Raw genomic sequence first — 23,972 nt, 5'->3', positions numbered from 1 at the left:
TCACTACGAACCTTGCGACATCGAAGTGTGGGCGCAGGCATTCCGACCGGGGCTCCGGCCGGATGAGATCGCCCCCGAGTTGTAGTGACTGATCTGGATCGCTCACTAGCTGACGAGCCGGTAAGTCAGGCCCATCCCGGTCAGATTCGTTATTTCGAAGGTCCGGCCTTTAAGTTTGATCATCTGCGGGAATGACTCACGTGGCACCGTGAGCTCCTCGGTGAAGGCGGGGCGCGCCATGTCGTTGATGAACTCCCGGTAGGAGAAGCGCAGGGTGTCACCCGTTGCACCAGCGAAGAGGATGACATGCTTGAAATCATCCAACGTTGCTGCGCTGATCGGCTCCCGAGTGTAAGGCACTGGCACCTTGATCTTGCGGTGTATCGTGAAAGCATCCTTCGCCTGGCGATCGAAGGTACCATCTCCATCGTCGTCGATGAAACAGGGTCCGGTCTCTTCGAACGCCCCGGTGTAGCCGCACGCCTTGAAAGCTTTGGAGGTGCTCACCGGGATGAGTTTAGTGCCCTTCGGAACGGGCCTTTCAAGCAGCCAGTCACCAGCCTTCGTGTCGGCCTGCAGCACCGCACCCTCCGTCGTCGACAAACGGAAGTACTGGTAAAGCTCTTCACCGGGCGCCGCAGTCGACATCTGGCCGATCGCAGGGAGAGTCTGCACCCTCGACTCTACGGTCTGCGTCCATCCCGGAGAGGTCGCGCTGATGAGTGCCAGACCTATCAGAAAAGAGGTCCAGGCAGTCGCGCGCGAACGAATGGGAGACATCAACTTTCTCCTTGGGCGTCGGGCAGACATTCAGATGTTATCCCGGTCGATGACGGGCTTCTTTTCATCGCTCCGCTTCGACATCTCATCGAGATATTCGCGATAGGCCTTTAATTGGCCGTCCGCGACGATGTTCGTGAACCAGACATGCGATCCACCGGGGCAGTATTCGCCGACGATCTCGACGGCGTCGTAGGAGTCGGTTTCCCACTCTCGGTAGGAGCATCCCTTGTTTGTGGATTCCTCACGCTCGGACGCGCCATACTTGCTGTCGAGCGCCGAAATGAGCGCTTCGTAAGATGTCTGCGAGGGGATTGTGTATATGACCTTCCAGACATGCCCCCTGATCCCTTGGATAGAGATCTCGCTGACGCCATCCAGACCAAGAGGGGCGGACATCTTGGCGGTCCGGAAAATGTCGCTCTGGCTTTCGTCTGAGCGCATCTGCGCACCCCTGCTTGCCAGAGCATCGACAACCCCCTGAAGGGGCGTATCGAATAGATTCTTTCCACCGAGCTCAACCGAAGTCGAGGCAATCGTCGGGCGCCGATAGCCGAAGAAGTTACTCTCGACGTAGGCTGCCACACCCTTCCGGTCCGGCGTGCCACCTGCGATATAACTGGCGCCTGCAAGCGCAAAAAGAGCGATACTGTTCTTGTACAGGCCGTACTTATCTGACTTGCGAAGGACTTCCTCAGTCCATCCGATGCTTTCGCGATCGAACGTCAGGGGCGAGGGTTCGATGCCCGGACAACCATGAATCGCCTCAAGATCCTTGTGGTCGGTTTCAAACGTCAGAATCGTGCCCGGCTGGTATCCGCTTTGCTGGCGCTCCAGGTAGACGACCGTGTCATCTTCCTTGATGTCGCTGCATGCCCACGCTCGGAAGTGTGCGCTCTGGGAAGGAAGGCTCCGACAACCCAGCTGGTCGATTGCACGTGCGGTGTCATCAAAGCGCATCGTCTCTGACGGGAAAAGGGTTGTGAGATGACACCAGTCAAGAGCCGCGGACGCATGACTGGACCAAAGCGCAGCACCGACGGTTGCGGCCGCCTTCAGGGCATTTGGCAGTGTAGCGCTTTGCTTGTGGCGCTTTCTCGTTCGAGCCGGACAAGAACGAATGGGTTCGACGGATCGCATCCAGGCTCGTGCTCCCATGTTCTTAACTCACCGAGAAATCATAGATGCGATATGCGTCGCTTCCTGCACTGAGAACAAAGCCATACTCGCCGGGTTGCAGTGCAGTCAGTGGGCGTACCGCGAATATGCCATCCTGCAATTCCTCGACAGAGAACTGGATCGCCAACTTGGGATCAATCCCGACCTTGGCTCCGAATGCGCTGGCCTTTCCGACTGTCAGCTCGCGCTGGCCGTCCTTGTTCTTGAAGCGGACGAGACTGAACTCGGTCGGAGACTGGGCAGCGGCCGTCGCCGAGGTCCCGAAATCGCCTACGTTCCGGTCGTCGGTTTCAAAGTAGAAGTAGAAGGTCGGAGTTTTGCCGGCCGCGTGCGTCTGCGCGGTGTCACGCGGTATGCCCATCTGCAGCTTATAAGGGAAAAGGAGACTGCCGTTTCCGGTAAGGCGTCCACCGCTAGCGGTGGTGGGTCTGATCCGCTTGAGGCTGTGCGCCCCGGCCTGACCCATGTCGATGTAGAGGCCAGCCTGACGCATCGCCAAGGGATTGGACTCATTGCTCACAGCGCCCTGGGCGGCGGCCGAGCCGACGCAGCGATCGACCATTGCAGCGATGACTGCGTTCGAGACCCCTGCTGACTTCAGCGCGATCAGCTGATCAGTCGACACATCATAGGAACAGGGAAGGCTCGCGATCTTCGCTAGGATGACATCGTCACCCAAACCCGTCCTGGCGAGATTCATGACCGCGAGATTGTTGAAATCTTCGGCAGACGCCGGCGTGGTCATCAGCGCAAGCGCTGCGATGCTGATCAACTTCTTCATAAGCCCCCTGAAATGCCCCACTGGCATATATCCGCCCCAAGCATGGCAAATTATTCGGGAATTTTCCAGACCACTCACGATAGTGATTGCTGGATTACCGGCTCAAAGTATTTGACCGTGGCGCTTTATGTGCTCTCTTCGACCGGGTTCTATTTCAGGGGGATTGGCATGCGGAGGAAATTTGCGCTCGTTGCGGTGGCTGTCGTCGCTCTTCTCGCAGTTGGCGGCTGGTACTGGGGATCACCACTCTATGCGATGAGCCAGCTGAAGTCCGCGGCGATGGAGGGAGATGCCGAGGCGCTGGAAGACAACATCGATTTCCCCAAGGTGCGCGGCTCCGTAAAATCACAGATGCGAGCGGCCATGGCCGCTGAGTTGGTCAAAGATGACGACAACCCGTTCGGCAAGCTCGGAGCTATGATGGCCATGGGTATGATCGACGGAATTGTAGATGGCCTGGTTACTCCTGAAGGAATGGCCGCGATGATTGCGGAGGGGAAAATGCAGAAGCCCAGAACGACCTCCGCGAGCAGTGGCTCTGCTGACAAGAAGCCGGTTGAATGGACTGTTGAGCGCAAAGGGTGGGACCGCTTCACAGCGAAGCCGGTTGTCGCCGCGGGACAAGCCGCACCTTCACTTCAATTCGAGCGAGATGGCCTTGGATGGAAACTTGCTGGGATCAAGATCCCGCCTAGGCCAGCAAAGTAGGCTTGGCGGGCCAGCGAAGTTTGATGACAAGTTCAACCTGCTGTTGTCAAAGACACTCTCCACTCGATCGCAAGAGAGACCCATGGCCGACAATCAAATCATGAGTACCGAAGACCTCCTCGCGCTAACCTCAGACATCGTTGCCGCGCATGTGAGCAACAATAACGTGGCAGTGGAGAGCGTGCCCTCGCTGATCAGCACCGTCTATGGCGCCCTTGCCCAGCTGGGTACTCCATCGCAGGCTGAGGAAGTCAGGCCCGAGCCGGCCGTCTCGGTGCGCTCATCGGTCAAGCGCGACCACCTCGTCTGCCTCGAAGACGGCAAGAAGATGAAGATGCTCAAGCGCCACCTGATGACCGAGCACGGCATGACGCCCGACGAGTATCGCCAGCGCTGGGGCTTGGCCGGGGACTACCCGATGGTTGCTGCCGACTATGCCGAGACACGCCGCGATCTGGCGGTGAAGATCGGTCTGGGCCGCAAGCCCGGTCAGAAGCGCGACCGCCGCAAGAAAGCGTGAGTGGAAGGTGAGAGGGGTGGCTTCCGCAAACGCCTTGGCGGGCTGACCGTTCGGCTCGTTCTGGCAGCGGCCTTGGCAGTGCTCCCGGGCGCACCGGCTTTCGCGCAGCTGGCCGGCCCGGCCGAGGTGGCGGACGGCGATACGCTGTCGGTCGCCGGGCTGAGGGTGCGCCTGCACGGCATTGATGCGCCCGAGTACAGGCAGACCTGTGAGCGCGATGGTGCCAGCTGGGCCTGCGGCGAAGAGTCTGCGCGCCAGTTGCGCGCACTTGTCGAAGGCGGGTCGGTTCGCTGCCGCACCCGGGGAAGCGACAACTACGGCCGTATGCTAGGCGTGTGCGAGGCTAACGGCATCGAGCTCAACCGCGCGATGGTAGCGAATGGGTGGGCGATAGCCTTGCGGGAGTACAGTCAGGACTACGTTGCTGATGAGGTTCGCGCGAAGACTGCGCGCCTGGGCATCTGGTCATCATCCTTCCAGCTTCCGCAGGACTATCGCCACGCAAGCGAAGCGCGAGCCGAAGCAGCAGCAAGGCCGGCGCCTCAGCGTATCGTATCGCCGCGCGCCTCCGTACCCGGGCCGATGGGGCGCTGCGCCATCAAGGGAAACCGCAACCGCCGCGGGCAGTGGATCTACCACCTGCCCGGCATGCCGTACTATGAGGCGACGCGCGCGGAGGAGATCTTCTGCACTGAAGCCGAGGCGCAAGCTGCGGGCTACCGGCGCGCGATCGTCAAGTAATGAGGCGGCTCAGGAAACTGAGACTGTACCTCGAAGCCTGGGTGCTGGGAGTGATCATGCTGACCAGCCTGATCTCGCTCGCCGCGAGTTTCGTCGGATGACCCGTGATCAGGAACTGTGGGGTGTGGCCCTGTGGGTCGAGAAGACGCACGGCGCCGCAGGCTCGCACCATATCGCCGAGCAGATCACGCGGCTGGCGATGGAGGGCGATGAGCAGGGCATCGCTATGTGGCGGGCAGTTGCGAACCGATACGATCAGCTGATGGCGAAGGGCGCGATCAACTAATCGCTTTCCTACACGGAACATTATGTGAACATATAGCCGCCTTCAACGATTCGGAAGGCCAACCATGCTGCTCATTGATCCCCAGCTCGTTTTTGCATTCGCAACGCTGTGCACCGCGCTCTCGACCCTTGTGTGGGCGATCCGCCGGCGGCGCTAGCTGCATGGAAGACCGTCAGGGCGCGCGGTCGCTAGCCGGGAGCAGATCCATGAAATTGCGTGCCGCCTCCCGATCGGATTCGTCCTTGAAGGCGACATCGAGATCAGGTGCCCGGCCGAGCAGGTGAAGCATCGCCCACAAGGCAAAGCGCTTCCCGCCGTCCTGCTCGAGCCCGAAGTCGACCAGAGCCTTCTCAACGCCAGCCTCGACGCCAGCCGGCGTGGAACGGGCTAGATCCGTGACCCCAAAATAGCGCACGAGGAGATCGTCAAGCTGCATCGCGTTGCCCTTAGTTGTCCGCGAGCCCGACGAGAAGCTGCTTGCGATCGCAGGCTAATTCGCGGCCTGGAGTAACGCCGGCGCTATAGGGTCCTTGCCTTGGCGCGCCAGGGTGATGCTCAGGGTGCCAGCTCTCAGGGGTTGAAGCAGCGTATCGTCCGGCCGATCGAGATAGAGCCAGTCGCCCCAGTTGCGTGCCGGCAGCACCGCAACCTGCCGATCGTGATAGGGCGCGACATCCTTGCCCGGCGATGTGGTAAGCATGGTGAAGGCCATGCCTGCGTCGTCCTCTCGCCACAGGCCGGCGACGCCGAGAATTGGCGAACCCTTGAGCTCGAAGCGCCATTTGCTCTTGGGCGATGTTTTGCCGGTGAATTCGAAGAAAGCGGACGCCGGGATAACGCATCGTTTGCTCTTCGTGAAATCGCGCCCCTCCGATCGGAAGTTGAATACCGGCGGGCCGCCGGAACGCTGAGGACTGAAGCCCCAGCGCATCGGCACGAGATCCGTGGCGTTTCCTGCAGCGATGAGGACGGGCGAGGTGTCGTTGACGCGGACATCGTAGGCGGGAAGAAGCTGTTCCGGGGTCGCGGTCGAGATTGGGCCCAGTCGCGCTTCGGCAAGCGCAGCTTCAAACGCGGCCCACTCTATGTGGCGTTCGTAGTCATTGCACATGGCACACTGAACGCCCTGACTGTTGGTCGGGTTCTCGCGGGCGGTCGTCAAATCTCCGGCGGGGTGACCTAGGAGCTCTATGGATGTCAGCTGATGGGCCGGTAGCGGACTGGCCGCTATTTGTGGCCGCAGCGTCGTGAGCTGCCATTCCGCAAGCGACCCATTGCGGACGTTCACGGCCGTCCGTATTTCGTTCTTGCAAATGCAATTCGAATTTCTCCGAGCCCCGCCCGCCGACTTCTCGGCGATCGCGCGCGAGCAGAATATCACTGTGCGTTGGCAAGGCGCGCACCCCTGGCGCGACGACGGTGAAATGGGCGGTTTCTGGCGAATTGAACACCCAACGTGGTGTGTGGTGGCGTGCGTAGAGGGCACGGAACACGATACGAAATGGGTTTCTGATCCGCCTGGGTCGCGAACTAATCCTCGTAAGGTGTTTGGCCCTCAGCCGCGAATTACCCTTCGCTCCTGCCCCCGGTCGTTCCAGGTAGAACGAGGAGAAGCGCCAGATGACATCGCCCAAATCGTGGCGGCTGCGATACTGGCGATCTACTCGGATGGCGGCGAATACCCTGGGTTGGTCGAGTATCGGGGCCACGCGGCTTTAGGCGGACCTACGTCCCTAAGGGTTGACTGGTTCTGACATAGCAACTGGCTATGGTCGCCTTCGGCAGCGCCCCGCAAAATATTCCCGCCAAAATCCATCCAATAGTCGCGAGCGCCATCTTAGCGATATGGGTTTGCCAACGGCGATCGGCGCGCCCACCATGCCGCAAGAGCACTAACGGCACCAATCACGAGTATCGAAACAGCAAGCCACACTCCGAACGAGCTTGAGTCGATCTGGTGAAAAAGCCAGGCGACAGGCGATGATGCGAAAACGCCCGCGATCACCCAGCTCACGAAGTTATCCATCGGTCGCCAGCGCCTGGCCAGCCATGTCATCGTCGCAACCAAAAGCGCCGCAGTCGGGAATGCAAAGACAGAGCCCGCCAACACAACACCCGGGAGCGCTCCCAGCGACAGCAGAACAACCTCAAATGGTGTGCTCAAGAAGGGCATACTTTGAAAAGCTGGAACCAGAAAAAACAGTACGCCGGTGGTCGCGAGAGCGACACCGGAACTTCCTCCAACGAAGATCGCTCGTCCGGGAGTAAACTGATCATCCGGATGCACGCTGCTTTGTGGCGCAGGGCGCGGAGATGGGCAATGTCCGAGTTCCACCCAAGGTCGGTCATCCGAGCCGTGCTCTAGCAGATCATAGAGCGGCCATTCCTTGAGCAGAATGGCCGCTCTGAAGTCAGATGTCGGTGTGTTCGGCCAGGGTAAGTGCGTCTTCGATGTCGACGCCGAGATAGCGCACTGTGTTCTCGATCTTGGTGTGTCCGAGTAGGATCTGCACGGCGCGCAGATTGCCTGTGGCCTTGTAGATCATGGATGCCTTGGTTCGGCGCAGAGAATGCGTGCCGTATTCCGCGCGCCTCAGTCCGATCGCTGTGACCCACTCATCAACCAACCGAGCATATTGCCGGGTGCTCATGTAGTTTGCGCGATCTACGCGGCTGGGGAATGCATGCTCATCAAGGCAACCACGCCGTCGCTCCAACCAGGCGAGTAAGCTGGCACGGACATCGCTGGTGAGCTCAAACTGGACGGGACGGCCCGTCTTTTGTTGGATCACAATTGCTCGAGTGCGGACCTCATCGCCAGCGACGAGGTCCCCGATCTTGATCTTTACCAGGTCGCACCCACGCAGCTTGCTGTCGATCACCAGATCAAACAGCGCTCGATCTCGCAGCCGACCCTCTCGGTCGAGGAAGAACCGGATTGCCCAAATCTGCTTCTGCGTCAGCGGCCGCTTGGTCCCGACGGTCTTGCCGGCGTTCCAAGGAGCACGACCCTGCATCGACGGATCATATTGTGAGTAGCCCATGGCGTTTCTCCGCGGCCTGAATGGCCATCGGAAAAACCAAGCAGCCCGTCAGGTGCTGGGCCGTTCGCGGACTGGCAGCTTCGAACTGGGCGCAACTGCGAAGACGACGCTCACAGGCCTTTCCCAACCATGAACCCGAACAAGACTAAGTCGATGAGTGGCCTTTCGCCAACGTGTTGGAAATGAACCATTGGTCGCCTGACCGCTGAATCAGCTTTGCTTGGCTTAGGAACGAACATTCGCGTTGTACCGCCTGGCGCGTTACGTCGAGGTGTTCAGCGATATCAGTATGCGAAATCGGCAATTCGAACGTGATGCCGCTGGCCCTTTCTTGGCCCGCGTGTTTCGCGATGGTCACAAGCATATCGACGATCCGGGACCGAAGCTTGCTCGTGACTTGCAGCTCGCGCGTCTGAAATGCCCAGGAGATGCTCGAAGCGAACTTTCGGCACAGTGCTTCAGGAATTTCAGGGTGCGAGTAATATAAGTCCCAGAAATCCTCGGTGTCGACCCGTCCCACGCGGGTGGCAACCAAGGCCGATGTCGTATGAACGTGATACGCGCGCCGCGACACCATTGTAGTCTCGCAGAACGGGTTACCGGGTCCGTATAGGAGGATCAGGTGTTGGCGGCCATCCGGATGCAAGCCTAGCAGGCGCAAATAGCCTGACTGAACCTGAAACATGCCGTCCGGTTTATCGCCGGCCTGCTTCAGCACCTCGCCGGAGGCGAGGTCGATAAATTTCATTCGTTCCGCGACGCGCGTCCGAACGGGATCGGGCAATTCGGCGATCCAGTTCTGCGGTGTGATGATCACGGACATAGGCGGCTTTCACCTCATTTCGCTTGATAAGCCTGCGCTGACGAAGGGTGCAACCTTGGTTGCACCGCACTCCCTCTCACCCGGGTCATAGGGCGGACGCTGAATGACAGCGCCGCTGCGCAAACGTTTGCGCGGACGGCACGAAGGGAGAGGTACGAATGCGACAGCTGCTCATGCTCGTTACGACAAGTGCAATTGCGATGACGTGGGGTGCCCATGCTGCCGCACAGGATGCACTCGCTGCAACTTCTGCGGCTGATCTATCGGCCGAGTCGGCTGACGAGCCTTCAGACGCAAATGCCAACGGTGTAAACGATATCGTTGTCACAGCGCGGCGCCGCGAAGAATCCCTTCAGGATGCCCCGGTCACGGTGACCGCCTTCACCGGCGATTACCTCGAGCAAAAGGGAGTGAACGATGTCACCCGACTGCTTCAGGTTACACCCGGCGTCAATTTCGACATCTTTCCCCGTGCGGCTCCCCGTCCTTTCTTTCGAGGAATCGGGAGCTCAAATCAGGGAGCGGGCGCGGACCCCTCGTCGGTTGCATTTCTAGACGGGGTGTACCTGGCACGCGGCGGTATGCTCGGCATCGACTTCTACGATCTGCAGCGCGTTGAAGTTTTGAAAGGCCCTCAAGGCACTTTGTTCGGTAAGAATGTCGTCGGCGGGGCGATCAACTTCATTACGAACAAGCCCGTCGACGATCTTGAGGCTACTGCCCAACTCACCTTGGCCAAATACGGCCAGACCAACGGCAACCTGATGGTCAACGTCCCGATTTCCGACACCATCGCGACGCGCATCGTACTTGGGGCGATCAGCAACGACGGCTTCCGGCATACGCCCAAGGGTCAGCCGCTCGACGACGAACACAAAATAAGTGCACGCATGCAGACGTTGTTCGGCGTGGGCGCGGGTACGAGCTTCCTGATCTCGGCGGATATCGCATCACAAGATATCGCTCAGTCGGCGCGCTATAACACGGCCATCCTTCCTTATCGCCCGTCAGGCGATAAGAAGGGCCACGACGATTTCCAAAAGCCACGGATTGCGAACCCCGACTTCCTGGGCGGTACCGACACAGTTACCGGCGGCGTGCGGGGTGAATTGGTCACCGACGTGCTCGGGTTCGCTACGCTCACGACCACCGCCTCGTGGCGCACACTCGATTTTTCGAACAGCGAAGACCTCGATGGTACAACGGCGGCGGCCAACGCAGCCAACAAGGTGATCGTGTCTGGCCTGCAGATCTTCCAGGAAGAACGCGCGGACACCTACTCCGCGGAAACGCGGTTGAATTCGGCGGGAACCGGGCCAATCACGTGGGTCGCGGGGCTCTACTTCAACCATGACAAGGTTCATCGAGAGCGCGAGACTCAACAGTCTGCGACGCCAACGACCATCAACCGATATTTCGGAGATTCGAGCAGCAGAAGCTACGCTGCCTACGGCGAGCTCCAGTACCATTTCGACTTCGGCCTCAACTTGTTCGGCGGAGCAAGGTACACGGACGAGCGCAAGGAATACGAGATCACCCGCAAGACGGGCCCGATTGTCGCTCCGGTCACCAACTACACGACGGTCGGGAATCCGGGTGTCGCGCGACAGCGGCTAGTCACGTGGAGAGCGGGGGCAGATTATCGCTTCAACGACAATCTGTTCGCCTACGGCTCCGTTTCAACGGGTTTCAAGTCGGGGGCCTTTCCCGAGCAGCCGTCCAACGCGACCCTGGCTCGCTTGTCGACAGCACCTGAGAAAGTGATCAACTACGAAGCGGGATTAAAGACAGACTGGCTTGATCGCCGCCTGCGGCTCAACATCGCCGGCTTCGTCGCCAAGTACACGGACTTTCAGACGATTAACACGGTTCCGGACGCGCAAGGAGGCGTGGGCGCGTCGCGAGTTACCATCGACACTGGTGACGCCACGATCAAGGGCGTTGAGACAGAGCTGGTATTCGCGCCGGCCCGGTTTCTCGATTTCAATGCTCGCTACACTTACCTCGACGCCAAATTCGACCAGCTGACTCAGACTTCCGCCTTCTTGGCCGATGGCACTGCGGTACGCCGCGACCTTGTCGGAAACCGGATGAGCCGAACGCCGAAGCACGCGCTTAACGCGGAATTCGGTCTTAGCAGCCCGGAACGCGATTGGGGTTGGCTGCGGGGGTCGGTCTCGCTCGACTACCAGAGTGAGATCTTCGACGACAACGACAACGACTTCCTTGAATATCGGCGACCGCGGTCGCTGTGGGATGCGCAGATCACATATCACCGGAACGACAGCTGGTCGGTCCAAGCATGGATCCGCAACCTGACTGACGTCGAATATCGGGTGCACCAGACCGCCAGCGCGGGCGGTCTCTTCGTCCTTTATGGCGCGCCGCGGCAGTACGGCGTTACGGTGAGAGCAGCCTTCTAATCTTTCCGCATTCGGCAATTTCAAAAAGGCTAGTGGGCCATGCTAAACAAAGAAGAGCACGTCACCGTGCTGGTACCTACCGGCTCATTAGGAGCTGGAGTTAGGGCCGAAGAAGTTGCTCGCGGGATTGCGTTGGGCGCCCAGGTGATCGCGGCTGACGGCGGATCCACGGACAGTGGCGCTGCCTACCTCGCTATGGGGAAGCCGAAGTACAACTCAGGCGCGATCAAGCGTGATTTGTCGATCATAATCGAGGCTGCCTGGCCCAGGCGCATCCCTATCCTGATCGGCACGTGCGGGCAGGCTGGTGGCGACGGAAACCTCGACTCAGTACGCGACATTGTTTTGGAAATCGTCCGCGAGCAGGGGATTGATCCCAAGGTTGCCCTGCTTCGGTCTGAGCTTACGCACGACCAGGTTCGGAGCGCGAACGATCAAGGAAGGGTGCGCCCGCTCCCGCCGCTCGGTCCCTTAGAAAACGCGACAATCAATAAGTGCGATCACATCGTTGCTGCGCTTGGCCCGGAGCCGTTCATAGCGGCGCTTGAAGCGGGGGCCGACATCGTATTGGCGGGACGTACAACCGACACGGCAGTTATCGCAGCGTTTCCGTTGATGCGAGGAGCGGGGGACGGCGCATGTTGGCACGCTGGAAAGACAGCCGAATGCGGAGCGGTGTGCACCGTGCGGGATGAGCCCGGGTCAGGCGTGTTGTTGAGGATTGGCAGGGACAGCTTCGAGATCGAGCCGCTCAGCGCTGTAAACCGCGCAACGACCCACAGCATCTCTGCCCATATGCTTTACGAAAACAGCGATCCGTTCAGGCTTATCGAACCCGGCGGGATCCTGGACGTGTCAGAGGCGGAATATGCCCAGATCGATCCGCGGACTGTAAGGGTAACTGGCTCCGTGTGGAGGCCCATGCCCTACACCTACAAGCTCGAAGGCGCAGCGCGTCACGGCTACCAAACGATCATGCTCGTAGGCATCCAGGATCCGGTCGTGCTGCGTGATCTCGATGCCTTCGAAAATCGCATGCACGCGGCACTAATGAGCCGGGTCCACGATACGATCGGACCGGCGGCTGGCGATTTCCACATCTCGCTCCGCATCTACGGCTGGAACGCCGTCAGTGGAATTCCGGTCGAAAATAGCCCGCCGCCGCGGGAAGTTGGGGTCCTCTTCGTAGCCACGGCGGAGACGCAAGACATGGCGACGCAGATTGCCAAAGCCTGCAATCCCTACTTCTTCCATATGCTGATGCCGGCGCATCGAGAAATGCCCAGTTACGCATTTCCCTTTTCGCCATCCTACGTCCCGCGCGGGCCAGTTTACGAGTTCGTCCTAAACCACGTCCTTGAAGTGGATGACCCGCTCGATTTGGTGCGCACGGAGTGGCTCGATCTGACCGCCGAGCTGGAGTCCGCCTGATGCCCAAACTTGTTGATGTGTGCGAAGCGATCCGTTCCAAGAACGCCGGACCGTTCTGGATCACAGTCGACCTCTTCTTCAAAGGTCGGGAGGAGTTCGAGCGGTATGCCAGTCACAAAGCCCTAGGCACGCAAGCTCTCGCCGGGATTTACGATGTGGATCCGTCGATGGTTAAGCACTTCCCGGTCGAGCGCCTCCACATGCTGAAGGTGTCTTACCCGCGTCGCTTACCGCAGGGCGGCATAGTCGAGCGCGACATGCACGGCGGCCAGCAATTTGTGCGCCTCCTTGATATCGAGCTATAACGACGTGAGCGAGCAAGATGGCGCTCCGGCCCGGAGCCGGCCAAATGTCGGGTTCGGAACGCAGGTTCTTTACGGTCTCGGTGCGGCATCGAGCGGCATCAAAATGCGGGCTTTGAGCAGCTTTCTTCTGTTATTCTACAATCAGGCTTTGGGGCTATCCCCTACCAGCGTCTCGTTCGTCATCTCGGCCATCCTCGTTTTCGATGCCATATGTGACCCGGCGGTTGGGCATGTTTCCGACCGGTTCAGATCGCGCTGGGGGCGGCGTCATCCCTTCATGTATGCCTCCGCGCTACCACTCTCGGTGGCGTTTTTCTTGTTATGGAACCCGCCCACGGGCTGGAGCGATACAGCGGTCCTGTGGTGGCTATTCGCCTGCCTGCTGGTCGTCCGCTTTACGGACACGCTGTTCGAATTGCCCTCAGTTGCTCTCGCCCCTGAACTGATAGACGATTATGACGGTCGGACGCTGATCGTAAATCTGCGAATTTTCTTTCGCACGATCGCCGGCCTGTTCGTCACAATCGTAGGCCTACAGATCTTCCTCCGCCCCAATGCCGACGGCTCGGGAGGGGCGACAAGCCCCGAGGGTTATCTCGGGTTCTCGCTAACTATGGCAACTACAATGTTTCTCGTGATCGTAGTCTCGGCCGCTGCGACTCACCGCTTTATTCCGTTTCTGCGACGGCCTGCCGCAATCGAGACTCGACCCAGTAGCTTTTGGCGAGACACCCGGGGCATCCTTAGCAACCGCTCGGCGCTGGTAATGCTTGGCGTCGGGATGCTTCAATCGGTCGCGGGCGGCACCAAGGCAGGACTGGACCTCTATTTCGGCTTGTACTTCTGGGAGCTCTCGCAGTCACAACTTTCAGTCTTGGCGACGCTCTCTGCCTTAGGGGCCCTGGTGGGCGCCCTTGCCGTCGGGTTCGTCGGAAAAAGGTTTGGAAAGCGCGACGGCACGATCCTTTGTTACGGCCTGGGTCTCATCAATGGCGTCTTGCCCATCGCGCTCCGACTGCTCGATTTGATGCCGGCGAACGGTACGCAGTCATTGTTCGCAATACTCGCCATTGAGGCTTTTTTGCTCGGTGCGCTCTATGTTATGAGCGCCGTTCTGATGAACTCCATGCTGGCCGATGTCGTCGAAGACGTAGCCGTAACAACCGGCCAGCGGTCTGAGGGCTTGTTGTTTTCGGCGGACCAATTCTTCACGAAGGCGGTGTCCGGAATCGGCGTTATGGTCTCAGGATGGCTGTTATCAGTGATCGCCTTTCCACGCGACGCACAGCCCGGTGCTATCGCTGGCGATATGATCCACCGACTGGGTCTGCTTTATGTCCCGGCGGTGGCCGGCCTCACGGCGATCGCGGTAGGCCTGTTGTTCTTCTACCGGATTGACCGCGAGCGGCATCATGAAAACCTCGCCCGGCTGCGCGCGGCCGAGGCCATGACCACCGGTTGAGCTAGAAATGAACGCGTGAGTAAAGCGCTAACAGCTGGGTCAGCGGTGTCGCCTTTTGGGAGGCTGATTCGTGACACGCAATGTCCGCCATTGGGCGCCTTGCTGACCGGCGGCTCTTGGGCCGTCAAGCGGTTGTCTGCTTCGAAGCGTTGCGATGTTCGAAGGTGCGCTTGTAGCGAAAAGCGCAGCTTCCGCCGGCGCCACCCCCTATATAGCACGGAGAGCATACAACTCCTCGTATATGCGAAAATAGTCTACAAATCACATCAAAGGTATAATAAACACAAATTGCAGGTTCAGAGTTCTAGTGCCGTTATACTCTTAACTTCTTGCATTACGGCATAGGTGTGCGTTTCCCGAATTCCCGGTATGTCGTCGAGCAGATTTCCAAGAAATTGCCTGAAGTCGTCCATATCACGCACACGCACCTTCAGGAGAAAATCAAAGGATCCGGTTACCATATGACATTCGAGGATTTCGGCTTTGCCTTGCACGCCGTGACCGAACGCGTCGAGTAAATCGCCTGCGCTACGCTCCATCTGGACTTGCAGGAATACAAGCAGGCCAAGCCCAAGCCGCTTTGGATCGAGCCGCGCCTCAATCGATAATATGAGCCCCGAATTGCGCAGTTTACGCAGCCGATCGTGAGTGGCGGCGGGCGATAGACCGATCTGCTCCGACAGCTGCTGGTTCGTAATCCGCCCATCGCGCTGCAATAGCCGCAATATTCGGCGATTTGGCAAATCCAGTAAATTATCCTCGGCCGCTACCGCTGTCATTGGCCCCTATACCTCGAAAACTTACGAAAAATCCGGAACACCTTCGGGCCCGTTTCAACTAAAGTCCATAGCGAGAAAGCAACCTGGGGCTGGTGCTCGCCTAGGGCGCCCGCGCCTCGTGGAACAGGTGATGGGAGCGGGTAAGATGGCTAGTGGAGGAGCGAATACGAGCCTTCCGGAGCGTCGAGTTGCAGACGATCAACCAAGTATTGAGGTGATCAATCACCCATCGCCGACGCCATACAAGGCGAGGCTAGCCCAGCTCCTCGATCCGGGCTTCGGCTCGGTGTTCACTGATCATATGGTTTCGATCAGCTGGTCCGAGGGCTTGGGATGGCATGATGCTATCCTCGGCCCTCGCACGTCTCTGTCGCTCGACCCCGCCACCGCTGCGCTTCACTATGGTCAATCGATCTTCGAAGGAATGAAGGCATTTCGCCAGAAGGATGGCGGGGCTGCGTTATTCCGTCCGTTCGACAACGCTCGCCGGTTCAATTCTTCGGCGGATCGGCTGGCAATGCCGGGGTTGCCCGAGACGCTGTTCGTCGAAGCAGTACGAAAGCTCGTCGAGAGAGATCGCGACTGGTTTCCAGACGCGCCCGCAGGAGCGCTCTACATCCGCCCCTTTATGTTTGCATCCGAACCATTTCTTGGGGTGCGGCCGGCGAGAGCCTACACGTTTCTGGTCATTGCGAGCCCGGTCGGGAGCTATTTTTCTTCCCGCTCCTCGGCGATTTCACTGTGGGTTAGCGAGAATCATACCCGTGCGGCGCCCGGTGGAACTGGTGCCGCAAAATGCTGTGGCAACTATGCCGCAAGTTTGCTGCCACAGCGCAATGCGATCGAACGAGGGTACGATCAGGTCGTCTTCCTCGATGCGGTAGAAAACCGGTGGATCGAAGAGCTCGGCGGAATGAATTTGTTCTTCGCGTTCAAGGATGGCAGCGTAATTACACCGCCGCTTTCAGGCACCATTCTTCCCGGCATAACGCGTGACACCGTCATTACCCTTCTGCGTGACCAAGGGCTCCATGTGCAAGAGCAGCGATATTCGATGGAACAGTGGGCCGATGACGCGGCAACGGGACTTTTGACGGAAACGTTTGCGTGCGGGACGGCGGCGTCGATCACTGCTGTCGGAAAGGTAGCCAGTTCCAATCGCACTTTCACCATCGGTGACGGAAAGCCGGGTCCGGTTTCCAGCATCTTGCGCCAGCTCGTTACCAGCGTTCAGTTTGGTGTCTCTCCGGACCGCCATGGCTGGCTGGTGCCTGTCTAGTGCTTACCTGCAAGGAAGCGGTTCGACGCCCTTTCTCGTGCTCGCGGGACGCGGCCGGCTGAAACGCTCTACCGCCCGCCCGATCGGCCGAATTTCAAATCGAACCAGGACAGGATGCGCGCGGCGCTGTCGAGGTAGGCTGGCCAGCCGCGCACGCTGTGGCCTTCGGTAGGGTAGACAAGCAAAGCACAATCAGTCCCATTTGCCTGCAAGGCGGTGTAGTATTCACGGGCTTGTTCAGCCGGCGTGTTGCGGTCCAGTCCGCCGGCCAACAGGAGGGTGGGACTGACATTTCTGTGAGCCTGCATCACCGGACTACGTTCAAAGTGCAACGCGCCATCGTACGCGGACGAAGCCAGGAACATCTCGTCAAAGTAAGGGATCTGCGAGGTCCCATGCTGACTCAACCAGTTGACGACCGGCGAGATCGGCGCAGCCGCGGCGAAGCACTGGTCCAGCGTTGGCAATAGCGCCGACATGAAACCGCCGTAACTCGATCCGGTGCAGGCTATCTTCGCCGGATCGGCCACACCCATGGTCACCATCGCCTCGATGCCTGCCAACAAATCGGCGGCGTCGGCTCCGCCCATGTCGCCAAGCACGGCGCGCGCAAAATCCTGACCATATCCCGAACTGCCGCGCGGATTGGGATAGAGGACTCTCCAGCCCCGAGCCACCATCGCCGGGGTTGCCCGAGTGCGAGCTGCCCAGCGCGGGCGACTGGCCCATACCGGCCCGCCATGGATATCGACGACCATGGGGGCCCGGCCTGTGAGCCCTTCAGGTTCGACGAGCAGGCCATCGATCTCGCGCCCGTCCTTGGCTTGCCAGGAAACGCGCCGTACCGCGGCGCCACGGTTTGCCACCTCTGCCTGAGGGGCACCAAAATCGAGCAGCACGGTGAGGGCGCCCGGCGACGCAATCGCCAGGCGCGGAGCGAGACCGTAGCTTTCTACTGCGATCAGGGCACCAGCAGGGTGGGATCGAGCCCACGGGAGCCATTCTCCGCAAGTCTCATGATCGGAACGCCAGAGAACGGTCGAACTGCCGTCTTGCTTGACGCGCCCAACAACGGTCGAGAGACCGTGCATTCCAGCGAAAATCGCATGATTCCCCGCCCATTCAACGTGGCTCACTTCGACAGAGTTAGTGTCTACCTCATGAACCGCGCCCTGGCTGAGGTCGAGGCGTTTCAGGGTTCCGCAGGCAAGTCCGCGGTCGCTGCAGAACGCTTCCACGAAGAGAAGCCACCGGCCGTCTGGTGACGCACTAAGAGGGCCGATCTGGTCGATGGGTCGGTAGAGGATACGTTTTGAACCGGCCTCCATGTCGATCTCGACAATGAACGAGCGGTACCATTCGCCTTCACCGGGCAGATCGCTGACAACAGCAGCGATGCGGTCACCCGCCCAGCACGCATCCCAAATATTGATATTGTCCGGCCCCGCGCGGCGGAAGGATCCATTTTTCATATCGAGCACCCAAGCGCGTCGCCAAGTGCCGCTTCCCGCGGGTGTCGAGAGTTCAGGCAGCCAGTCTGGCAAATCAGATGACGCACGCATGGTCTGCCCGCCATGAATCCCTGCGGTGTCAGCACCTGAATCGGCAACGACCATCAGGAGCCTCACGGAATCGCTGGACCACGCCAGCGTTTCGATCAGGCCCGGGACCTGGTGATCGCGGAACCCTCTCGTATCGGGGTCTGCCACACGAACCGCGCTGCCTTCATTTCCGGGCACTACCCAGGCAATGTGCCTGCCATCTGGTGATACCCGGGGCAGCATCGCATCCGAACCGCCAGCGACAGGGGTCACCTTGCCGTTTGCACCCGCGCGGTACAGGGCATTTCGCGGCGCATCTTCCAATTTGCCCTCAAACCGCTGCCCGACGAAAGCGATGATCTCGCCAGTGATGTCTGCCGAGACATCGCCTCCCCAGTGCAAATGTCCTGAGCCCGGCGCGTAAAGCGCGGTGTAGAACGCACTGATTTCGCTGTAATGTGGTTCAGATCGTATATCGCTTTTCATCAGTCTACCCCGGAATATCGGGAGAACTTACCGCGCCGGAAATCAAACGATGAAACGGGCCGCGGCATCTACCGTGTTCGACAACAGCATCGTCACAGTCATCGGTCCGACCCCGCCCGGAACCGGAGTGATATGAGAAGCTTTGCGCGCTACCCCGTCAAAATCCACGTCGCCGATGATCGTCCCGTCAGGCAAACGATTAATGCCCACGTCAATCACGACGGCACCCTGTTTTACCATCTGCGGCACTATGAGACGCGGCACACCGGCCGCAACGACGAGAATGTCGGCAAGGATTGTAAACTGGGCGAGGTCGCGGGTCTTGGCGTGACAGATCGAAACAGTCGCATCGCGTGCCATCAACATCAGCGCAGTAGGCTTGCCCACGATATTGCTCGCGCCAACGACGACGACGTTCTGGCCTTCGATGGGAATGTTTGCATGTTCGAGCAGCTTGAGAACGCCATACGGGGTGCACGGTGAGAACACGGTGCTGCCGACGATGAGGCCGCCGATGTTGTAGAGATGGAAGCCGTCCACATCCTTGTTGACGTCAATCGCATCGAGGACGGCCGGCATATCGATATGGGCCGGCAGCGGCAGCTGAATGAGAATGCCGTGTATGGCCGGGTCGCGGTTGAGGGTCTCGACGAGCGCCAGCAAGTCTGCGGTGGTCACGCCCTGATCACAGCGGATTGTGCGCGAATGTATCCCGACTTGCTCGCAGGCCTTGATCTTGTTGCCCACGTATATTGCTGATGCGGGATCGTCACCCACGAGTATAACGGCGAGCCCGGGAACCACTCCGTGTCGACTGACGAAGTCAACGACCCTGGCGCGGATATCGCAGCGCATGTTCCTGGCAAGCGCGCGGCCGTCGATGATTGCGGCCGTTGGTGGCGTAGCGACGCGCGCGGGTGCGCTCACTGGAATACAACCGTCTTGTTGCCATTGAGAACGATGCGTCGCTCTGCATGCCAACGCACCGCGCGGGCCAGCACCCGGGCCTCGATGTCTTGCCCGGCTTCCACCAAGCGGGCGGCGGGCCAGCCGTGGTCGACCCGCTCGACGTCCTGCTCGATGATCGGTCCTTCGTCGAGGTCACCGGTCACATAGTGGGCCGTCGCGCCAATGATCTTCACGCCGCGATCGAAGGCCTGATGATATGGTTTTGCGCCCTTGAAAGAGGGCAAGAAGCTGTGGTGAATATTGATGCAGCGGCCCGACAGATACCTTGCGAAATCGTCTGACAGGATCTGCATGTAGCGCGCGAGTACGACGAGCTCGGCGCCGCTTGCCTCGATCACGTCGCGGAAGGCTTGCTCCTGCTCAACCTTGGTGGCCGCGGTGATCGGGAGGTGGTGGTAGTCCAAGCCATGCCACTCCACGAGCGGCCGCATGTCGCTGTGGTTGGAAACAACGCCCACGATGTCGACCGGGAGGCTTCCAGTGCGCCACCGATGGAGAAGATCGTTCAGGCAATGACCAAAGCGCGACACCGCCAGCAAGGTGCGTGGCTTCTGCGCAGTTTTGTAGATGGCCCAGCGCATCTGGAACTTGCTCGCCACCCCCTCAAACCCGCCAGACAGCTGGTCAGAGTTGAGCTCGGCGCCCTCCACCGCGCGGAAGGCGATGCGTAAGAAGAATTGCCCCGTCGCTTCGTCGCCGTGCTGCTGGCTGTCGAGAATGAAGCCTTCCTGTTCGGCAATGAAACCGGTGACAGCGGCGCTGATGCCGGGCGCATCGGGGCAATTTGCAAGCAGGATGTGAGACACGGGGGAAGCTCCAGGGATCAGGTCGTGCGATCAAGCCACGCGAACATGTGCGAAGCGTAGGTGCGATCGAAAATCATCCGAATGACGCCGTCCGCGACCGAAGAAATTGTCACAGGAAGGTCTGCTAGACGCGTGCGCGCGACCCTCCCGGGGGCTATCGCGTGCGTCGGCAGGCCAGTCAGGCCCGACATGAGCTCCGCTGTCGCCATAAGCTCGAGGATAGCCAGTCTGCTGTCGCAGCGAATTGTGGCTATTCCGAATGTTGAGAGTCGCGCCTCGAATTCACCGAGGGCGGCGAGATGCTCGTGAGGCGTTAGCGCCAACCACTCCCCGGGTCCCATCCAGAGCGCTTCGAGATGATCGATTTCCACTCTCGCCAACGGTCCGGGTAGCCCAAACGAACGCGCGAGATTTCCCTCCCGGCATGGCGGGATCTTGATCTGGATTGCTGCCAATCCGTCGAGAAGCCGTCCGGGAAGGCGGGCATTTGTTCGCGTGAAGTTCGGCGAACTGAGCTTCAGTGGGGCAAGGCTATGCACGGAGCCTCTCCCCGGCTTTATCGAAGAAAACGGTATCGACGATCTCGGCCGAATGGTGTTCTCCCATGTCATACAGCTTGACCCGCTCGCCAATGCGTGATCTTCCCGCGCGAACAAGTCCCAAAGCAACTGGGCCGTCGAGCGTCGGACTATGGTAGCTAGACGTTACAAATCCATCGCTCGGGCCTGGCACCGATCTGTCCCGTAGCACTTGGGCCCCGACGGGGAGCACACCCTTATGACTTTGCAAGCCGACGAGCTGCAAGCGATCCTCACGCAAGGCTTCCTGACGCAAAAGCGACCTGCGGCCGATGAAATCCGATGCCTTTCGAGCGATCGGCCCGGCCATGCCAACGTCGCCTGGAAGGGTCGTGCCATCCGTGTCGACACCGACATGGAGAAAGCCTTTCTCAGTGCGCAAGATCATCAGCGCCTCGATGCCCATAGGCATCAATAGGAGCGGCCGCCCTGCGCGTTCGAGAGCGCCGACGAGTTGGGTTGCGTTACTTGCTTCGACGCTGATTTCGTAGCTTGCCTCCCCGGTAAAGCTCGCTCGCAGAACGCGTGCGGACAGCTGTGCCACTGATCCTTCACGGAAGGTCATATGGGGGAAGTCATCCAGATCGATATCGGTGCCGGTCTCGCGGATGACTTCGCTTGCATCCGGTCCGCTAACGGTGAGCGTTGCCCACTGCGTGGTCGTGGGGAGGATAGCAACGTCGAGGCCCGTCCATTCGCATTGGAGCCATTCATCGAACATCGCCGCAATGCGATCGGCCCCGCTGCTAGTGGTATGAACGAGGTAGCGATCTTCGCGGAGCCGCACGAAAACGCCGTCGTCAATGATGATGCCATTTTCGTTGAGCATCAGCCCATAGCGCGCGCTGCCCACCTTTAATGACGATGCGTTCCCCACATAGATACGATCGAGGAAGGTGCCGGCGTCCTTCCCGACGACCTCGATCTTCCCGAGCGGCGAAGCGTCGAGGAGGACGCACCCTTTCCTGGCGGTTGCCGCTTCCCGCTGCGCTGCCTGTTCCCAAGTCTCACCAGGGAACGGATATGCCGTCGGCCGCGCCCAGCCGCCGTATTCCTCGAACACCGCCCCATGCGCAGCGTGCCAATCGTGAGCCGGCAGGTATCTTACGGGGCGGTACAGATCGCCGACCAGGGGGCCGGCTAGCGCGCCAAAGGTAACTGGCGTGTAGGGCGGCCGGAATTTGGTCGTACCGACATCACCAGGCGCTCGCGCGGTCAACTCTCCCATAATGGCCAGGCCGTTGACATTCGACGTCTTGCCCTGGTCGATGCCCATGCCCAGAGTGGTGTAGCGTTTGAGGTGCTCCACCGAGATAAAGCTGTGCTCTCGTGCGAGCCCAATATCCTTCGCGGTGACATCGTTTGCGAAGTCCACGAACTTGGGTCCCGGTCCGGGCACTTCCCAAAGGGGCTCGATATCAAGCCCGGACAATTCACCTGCCGCCGCGCCCACGCACTCGACTGCCTGCACAGCGCGATTGGGGATGAACGACTGCGTGGCTTCGTCGAAACGCAACGACCCTCCGGACTGGGAGAACAGATGAACGGTTGGCGACCAGCCGCCCGACATCAACACGAGATCGCATTGCAGGGTGAATGTTTGTCCTCCATCCAGCGCCCCTATGGTGACGCCGTTGGCGGCGCGCCGCCCTACGACGGCTTTCACGACGTGGCCGGGGAGAACGCGCACGGCAGCGATATCTGGAATCTTCGCACGAGGGCGGACGTCAATGATTGTGACGTCAGCTCCGGCTTCCACGAATGAGGTGGCCGCCTCGTAGGCACTGTTGTTGTTCGTAAAAACAACGATCTGTCGACCGTGGAGGATGCCCCAGCGGCGCAGATACGATTGGGCGGCCGAGGCCAGCATGACACCCGGCCGATCGTTGTTGGCGAACACGAGGGGCCGCTCGATGGCTCCGGTCGCGAGCACGACTCGTTTGGCTCGGAACTTCCAGAGCCGCTGGCGTGCGCCTTCACCGTCGAGCTTCTCGACAGCAACGAGAGCGTTGTGATCGTAGTACCCGAAGACGTTGGTTCGTGTCAGGACCCTGACATTCGCGTGGGCTCGAAGTGCTGCTTCCAGCCGCTCAGCCTCGTTCCTTTCCCCTCTCCAAAGAGAGGAACCACCCAACCTGAAATCTATCTCGGCGAGGATAACGTCCAAGCCGGCTTCAGCTGCTTCCCAAGCCGACGCAAGCCCGGCCGGGCCCCCGCCGACAACCAGAACATCGCACGCTGCGTATTTGTGGATGTAACGATCCGGATCAGGGTCCTGCGGGGCAATCCCCAATCCCGCTGCCCGCCGGATCGGTCCTTCGAACAGGTGCCAATCGGGCCACATGAAGGTCTTGTAGTAGAAGCCGGCGCCCATCAACGGGGCGGCCAATTGGTAAGCGCTTCGCAAATCGAAGGAAGGGCTGGGCCAGCAGTTGACGCTTCGTGCAACCAGGCCGTCAAAAAGTTCGATCTCTGTCGCCTTCAGATTGGGCTCGGCTGCTTCTCCAGTGCCCAATTGCACAATGGCATTCGGCTCTTCGGCCCCGGCCGCGAGGATGCCTCTGGGCCGATGGTACTTGAAGCTTCGCGCCAGCAGTTGGACACCATTGGCAAGCAGCGCAGATGCAAGCGTGTCGCCCGGGTGTCCGACGTAAGACCGATTGTTGAAGCGAAAGCGCAATGCGCGGCTGATATCGATCCCGGTGGCGAATTCTCTTCTCGACCCTCCGCTCATCGCGCCAGCTCCGCCGACTGCTGAAGCCCATTCGATATTGCCGTCTCTGACGTTGCTGGCTTCGGATCGGTCATCGCGTAGGTGGCCAGGATACGATGATTGACGACATCGCGGGCGACATTGAACCAGCAGCCGCAGCCGTAGGCATGCCGCCAGCGTTCGAAGGTCACGCCCATCGGATTGGTTCTGAAGAACACATAGTCTGCCCACGCGTCATCGGTGGCCTCGAGCGATGGGCGAGCGATGTGACTTTCCCCGCCGCAGCTGAATTCGGTTTCATCGCGCGGACCGCAGTGGGGGCAGGTGAGAAGGAGCAT

23 protein-coding genes are annotated in these 23,972 nt (G+C 59.9%); 9 read left to right on the top strand and 14 right to left on the bottom strand.

Going from position 1 to position 23,972, the window contains the following annotated elements:
- Positions 1-105 precede the first annotated feature (105 nt).
- From ELY12_RS13130 to ELY12_RS13120, 3 genes are all read right to left on the bottom strand, one after another.
- Positions 106-780 carry a hypothetical protein gene (locus tag ELY12_RS13130; RefSeq protein ID WP_126177141.1) on the bottom strand — a complete coding sequence of 225 codons (675 nt, stop codon included), beginning with the start codon at positions 778-780 and terminating at the stop codon, positions 106-108.
- A 30-nt stretch (positions 781-810) separates the two neighbouring features.
- The gene (locus tag ELY12_RS13125) at positions 811-1,740 is read right to left on the bottom strand and encodes a hypothetical protein (RefSeq protein ID WP_126177140.1); all 930 of its coding nucleotides are present in this window, start codon (positions 1,738-1,740) and stop codon (positions 811-813) included.
- A gap of 202 nt (positions 1,741-1,942) precedes the next feature.
- Complete coding sequence (locus ELY12_RS13120) at positions 1,943-2,740, bottom strand: hypothetical protein (RefSeq protein ID WP_126177139.1); 798 nt, start codon at positions 2,738-2,740, stop codon at positions 1,943-1,945.
- Positions 2,741-2,782: 42 nt separating this feature from the next.
- On the opposite strand from ELY12_RS13120, the gene ELY12_RS13115 reads away from it, so the two are divergent.
- The 4 genes from ELY12_RS13115 to ELY12_RS13100 all read left to right on the top strand — a co-directional run bounded on the left by ELY12_RS13115 (position 2,783) and on the right by ELY12_RS13100 (position 4,995).
- Positions 2,783-3,448, top strand: a complete 666-nt coding sequence (locus ELY12_RS13115) for a DUF2939 domain-containing protein (protein WP_164549511.1) — start codon at positions 2,783-2,785, stop codon at positions 3,446-3,448.
- 82 nt (positions 3,449-3,530) lie between these two features.
- The gene (locus tag ELY12_RS13110) at positions 3,531-3,968 is read left to right on the top strand and encodes a Ros/MucR family transcriptional regulator (RefSeq protein WP_126177137.1); all 438 of its coding nucleotides are present in this window, start codon (positions 3,531-3,533) and stop codon (positions 3,966-3,968) included.
- A 78-nt stretch (positions 3,969-4,046) separates the two neighbouring features.
- Positions 4,047-4,709 carry a thermonuclease family protein gene (locus ELY12_RS13105; protein WP_241229876.1) on the top strand — a complete coding sequence of 221 codons (663 nt, stop codon included), beginning with the start codon at positions 4,047-4,049 and terminating at the stop codon, positions 4,707-4,709.
- A 97-nt stretch (positions 4,710-4,806) separates the two neighbouring features.
- The gene (locus tag ELY12_RS13100; RefSeq protein ID WP_126177136.1) at positions 4,807-4,995 is read left to right on the top strand and encodes a DUF6961 family protein; all 189 of its coding nucleotides are present in this window, start codon (positions 4,807-4,809) and stop codon (positions 4,993-4,995) included.
- Between the two features lie 172 nt (positions 4,996-5,167).
- Here ELY12_RS13100 and ELY12_RS13095 read toward each other — a convergent pair whose 3' ends face one another.
- From ELY12_RS13095 to ELY12_RS13075, 5 genes are all read right to left on the bottom strand, one after another.
- Positions 5,168-5,431 carry a hypothetical protein gene (locus ELY12_RS13095; RefSeq protein WP_126177135.1) on the bottom strand — a complete coding sequence of 88 codons (264 nt, stop codon included), beginning with the start codon at positions 5,429-5,431 and terminating at the stop codon, positions 5,168-5,170.
- Positions 5,432-5,485: 54 nt separating this feature from the next.
- Positions 5,486-6,283: an SOS response-associated peptidase family protein gene (locus ELY12_RS13090; protein ID WP_206435827.1), complete on the bottom strand. Its 798-nt coding sequence runs from the start codon at positions 6,281-6,283 to the stop codon at positions 5,486-5,488.
- A gap of 549 nt (positions 6,284-6,832) precedes the next feature.
- Positions 6,833-7,282, bottom strand: a complete 450-nt coding sequence (locus ELY12_RS13085) for a hypothetical protein (RefSeq protein ID WP_126177134.1) — start codon at positions 7,280-7,282, stop codon at positions 6,833-6,835.
- Between the two features lie 124 nt (positions 7,283-7,406).
- Complete coding sequence (locus ELY12_RS13080) at positions 7,407-8,039, bottom strand: tyrosine-type recombinase/integrase (RefSeq protein ID WP_126177133.1); 633 nt, start codon at positions 8,037-8,039, stop codon at positions 7,407-7,409.
- A 145-nt stretch (positions 8,040-8,184) separates the two neighbouring features.
- Positions 8,185-8,862: a Crp/Fnr family transcriptional regulator gene (locus ELY12_RS13075; RefSeq protein ID WP_126177132.1), complete on the bottom strand. Its 678-nt coding sequence runs from the start codon at positions 8,860-8,862 to the stop codon at positions 8,185-8,187.
- A gap of 158 nt (positions 8,863-9,020) precedes the next feature.
- Between ELY12_RS13075 and ELY12_RS13070 the strand changes: the two genes are divergently transcribed.
- The 4 genes from ELY12_RS13070 to ELY12_RS13055 are packed head-to-tail and all read left to right on the top strand — an operon-like array spanning position 9,021 to position 14,483.
- Positions 9,021-11,285: a TonB-dependent receptor gene (locus ELY12_RS13070; protein ID WP_126177131.1), complete on the top strand. Its 2,265-nt coding sequence runs from the start codon at positions 9,021-9,023 to the stop codon at positions 11,283-11,285.
- A 39-nt stretch (positions 11,286-11,324) separates the two neighbouring features.
- The gene (locus ELY12_RS13065; protein WP_126177130.1) at positions 11,325-12,716 is read left to right on the top strand and encodes an acyclic terpene utilization AtuA family protein; all 1,392 of its coding nucleotides are present in this window, start codon (positions 11,325-11,327) and stop codon (positions 12,714-12,716) included.
- Complete coding sequence (locus tag ELY12_RS13060) at positions 12,716-13,021, top strand: DUF4387 domain-containing protein (protein WP_126177129.1); 306 nt, start codon at positions 12,716-12,718, stop codon at positions 13,019-13,021. The genes ELY12_RS13065 and ELY12_RS13060 overlap by 1 nt, the downstream gene beginning before the upstream one ends.
- A gap of 4 nt (positions 13,022-13,025) precedes the next feature.
- Positions 13,026-14,483, top strand: a complete 1,458-nt coding sequence (locus tag ELY12_RS13055; RefSeq protein WP_126177128.1) for an MFS transporter — start codon at positions 13,026-13,028, stop codon at positions 14,481-14,483.
- Positions 14,484-14,779: 296 nt separating this feature from the next.
- Here ELY12_RS13055 and ELY12_RS13050 read toward each other — a convergent pair whose 3' ends face one another.
- Complete coding sequence (locus ELY12_RS13050; protein ID WP_126177127.1) at positions 14,780-15,262, bottom strand: Lrp/AsnC family transcriptional regulator; 483 nt, start codon at positions 15,260-15,262, stop codon at positions 14,780-14,782.
- Positions 15,263-15,407: 145 nt separating this feature from the next.
- On the opposite strand from ELY12_RS13050, the gene ELY12_RS13045 reads away from it, so the two are divergent.
- Complete coding sequence (locus ELY12_RS13045) at positions 15,408-16,541, top strand: branched-chain amino acid aminotransferase (RefSeq protein ID WP_126177187.1); 1,134 nt, start codon at positions 15,408-15,410, stop codon at positions 16,539-16,541.
- Between the two features lie 68 nt (positions 16,542-16,609).
- Here ELY12_RS13045 and ELY12_RS13040 read toward each other — a convergent pair whose 3' ends face one another.
- The 5 genes from ELY12_RS13040 to ELY12_RS13015 all read right to left on the bottom strand — a co-directional run bounded on the left by ELY12_RS13040 (position 16,610) and on the right by ELY12_RS13015 (position 23,972).
- Entirely contained in the window at positions 16,610-18,568 is a 1,959-nt protein-coding gene (locus ELY12_RS13040) for a S9 family peptidase (protein WP_126177126.1), read from the bottom strand.
- Positions 18,569-18,610: 42 nt separating this feature from the next.
- Positions 18,611-19,495 carry a bifunctional methylenetetrahydrofolate dehydrogenase/methenyltetrahydrofolate cyclohydrolase FolD gene (gene folD / locus ELY12_RS13035; protein WP_126177125.1) on the bottom strand — a complete coding sequence of 295 codons (885 nt, stop codon included), beginning with the start codon at positions 19,493-19,495 and terminating at the stop codon, positions 18,611-18,613.
- A complete protein-coding gene (purU, locus tag ELY12_RS13030; RefSeq protein WP_420907059.1) occupies positions 19,492-20,334 on the bottom strand; it encodes a formyltetrahydrofolate deformylase in 843 nt (280 codons plus the stop codon). Before purU ends, folD begins: the two co-directional genes overlap by 4 nt.
- A 540-nt stretch (positions 20,335-20,874) precedes the next feature.
- Complete coding sequence (locus ELY12_RS13020; protein ID WP_126177122.1) at positions 20,875-23,655, bottom strand: 2Fe-2S iron-sulfur cluster-binding protein; 2,781 nt, start codon at positions 23,653-23,655, stop codon at positions 20,875-20,877.
- Positions 23,652-23,972 (bottom strand): sarcosine oxidase subunit delta, encoded by a 321-nt coding sequence (locus tag ELY12_RS13015; RefSeq protein ID WP_126177121.1) that lies wholly within the window; start codon positions 23,970-23,972, stop codon positions 23,652-23,654. The genes ELY12_RS13020 and ELY12_RS13015 overlap by 4 nt, the downstream gene beginning before the upstream one ends.

It is taken from the genome of Tsuneonella rigui, from assembly GCF_003958625.1.
Taxonomy (GTDB): domain Bacteria; phylum Pseudomonadota; class Alphaproteobacteria; order Sphingomonadales; family Sphingomonadaceae; genus Tsuneonella; species Tsuneonella rigui.
This window is presented reverse-complemented; position numbering and strand designations above follow the sequence as displayed.